1 protein-coding gene and 2 pseudogenes are annotated in these 2339 nt (G+C 42.4%); all 3 read left to right on the top strand.

What is annotated here, in order from left to right; translation table 11 throughout:
- Positions 1-264: 264 nt before the first annotated feature.
- Positions 265-1265, top strand: a pseudogene (locus ACED25_RS23220) (IS3 family transposase); the annotation flags it as partial.
- A 136-nt stretch (positions 1266-1401) separates the two neighbouring features.
- Complete coding sequence (locus ACED25_RS23215; protein ID WP_371696243.1) at positions 1402-1944, top strand: hypothetical protein; 543 nt, start codon at positions 1402-1404, stop codon at positions 1942-1944.
- Positions 1945-2128: 184 nt separating this feature from the next.
- Positions 2129-2339: pseudogene (locus ACED25_RS23210) on the top strand (hypothetical protein); the annotation flags it as partial.

Genomic DNA, 2339 nt, shown 5'->3' with positions numbered 1-2339 from the left:
GAGACAGTCAAAGCGTTAGCCAGCAAGGAGTCGGAAAAGCTCAAATCAGACAATGACCATCAAGAGCGCGCGCATCAAGAGCTTGAAGAGTCGGCGATATCTCAAGATATCGAGATGGACTCTGGAGAAATGGTAGAATAAATAGCCATTGCGCTTTAAGGAACTTAAATACCCTCTTAAATGGTCAACTTATCAAAAACTAGGTGTCGAGGGCATTTAAACAAGGATGTTAATCACTGTCCCGTCCTGAAATGTGTTACACATATGACCATTCCAAATAAACACTACGTTAAGCGCACTCAGCGTGATTACACACTAGGCTTTAAATTACAGATTGTAGACGCCATCGAAAAAGGCGATATGACCTATAAACAAGCCCAATCAATTTACGGCATACAAGGTCGTTCGACCGTTCTTACTTGGTTAAGAAAGCATGGCAAAATGGATTGGACTACCAATCCAAGGAAGAACACGATGTCAAAATCACCGAGAGTGAATGAAACACCCGCCCAAAAAATAAAACGACTTGAACAAGAGCTCGAAGACGAACGTCTTAGGTGCCTTCTTCTCAACAGAGTTGTTGATATTATTGATGCTGAGCATGGGATGTCGCTAAGAAAAAGTATATAGCGAAGGAGCAAGAAGCCTTCAAAAGGAGAGGAAATTAAGCTTAAGTAAAGCTTGCTCATTGCTCGATATATCCCGTCACAGAGAGAAAAGCGTGAGGCAACTCGTCAGGCTGAGCTTGCTCCTGTTAAAGGAATGGTCCTTGAACTAAGACGCTTCATGCCTCGGCTAGGAACTCGTAAGCTCTATTTCTTATTGAAACCTAGGCTGATAGCTAAGGGAGTAAAACTTGGGCGTGATGCTTTGTTTGATTACCTCAGGGAAGAGCGCTTACTCGTTAAGCCGAAACGGAGTTACACCAAAACAACGAACAGCAGGCACTGGATGAAAAAACATCCGAACTTGCTAAAAGAAGTCGTTCCGTCAAAACCAGAGAGGTTCTGGTGAGCGACATCACTTATGTTCAGTCGATCGAGGGCTTTCATTACTTGTCATTGGTTACCGATGCCTTCAGTCTTAAAATCATGGGTTATGAAGTCAGCAATGAAATGAAAGCGAGCGATGTTGTGAAGGCCTTAGATATGACGGTAAAAACTCGATGTTATCGTCATGCGACAATCCATCACTAAGAGAGAGGGCTTCAGTATTGTTCTAGTTTTTATCAAGAGAAGCTTAAAAAGCATGACATAACACCGTCAACGTATTTTAGGACGAGACACCTCAACAATGGAAAATAATTATGAACCCAAAAGCCCAATACGGACTGCAAATGAAATACCCTTACAACCAACCTATCCCTAAAGCACATCAACTGCCTGTATGGAAATGCGATTAATGCGTTATCTTTTCCTACACAAAGAAAATGAATATCTTTTATTGAGTAATGAAGATGGCACATTAAAAGAGGAGGCAAGTCAACTGACGCAGCAAGGATTTACTTGTTTCATACACTCCCCCATCGAGGCAGAAGAGAAAGAAACCGCGAAAACGCTATACCTTAAAGAGTTATTATTTTGCGCAACCAATGGTCACATTATCGCCATTCACCAATTAACAGGACAAGAAGTGTGGAGAAATCGGCCACAAGGAAAAGAGTACCAGGCATTAGGAACCACTACGCTCTTGCTAGAAAAAGGTATGTTGATTTGCGGCTCTAACGGATGCGTATTTGCGCTATGCCCCTTTTCAGGCTCTCTTTTATGGGATAATAGTTTACCAAATCTTGGTTTTGGCACAGTGACGCTGGCAACGACACAACAAAACACAACAATTGAAACCATCGTGATTACTCAAACAAACACGACACATGGTCATGATCACGGTCATCATACTCGCCGCTCAATTTATCCCTCCATCATCGAATACAATAACCTATGATGAAAAAATACGATGCGGCCCTGACATGTTAAAACAACCTGAACCACTCATTGTTCTCGATATGCTCGACGGCAACGACTGGCGACATTTCGTGCTTACTTATAGAAGACGCTAAAAGGTTGATGCCCTCTACATTGCGTATGCGCTAGAGTTAGATATTCCTGTGGTGACAGATGATCAAGACATGGCTGAGTTAGCCGAAACGTTTGAAGTGAAGTCTATTCCGACTTTAGAGTTAATGAAAATTATGCATGACAACGGTCATGCAGATATCGGCAAAATCAAAGGTATTGTTGACTATTGGAGCGCAATTGGAGATTGCCCAGCTAATCTCCATCGTGATCTGATCTGCTCCAGCAGGACTGGACACTACATTAAGCGACATTTCGTTGTTC

Source organism: Vibrio sp. 1F263 (assembly GCF_041439035.1).
Taxonomy (GTDB): domain Bacteria; phylum Pseudomonadota; class Gammaproteobacteria; order Enterobacterales; family Vibrionaceae; genus Vibrio; species Vibrio tasmaniensis_A.
Note: the sequence above shows the minus strand (reverse complement) of the source record. Positions and strands in the feature narration are given on the sequence as shown.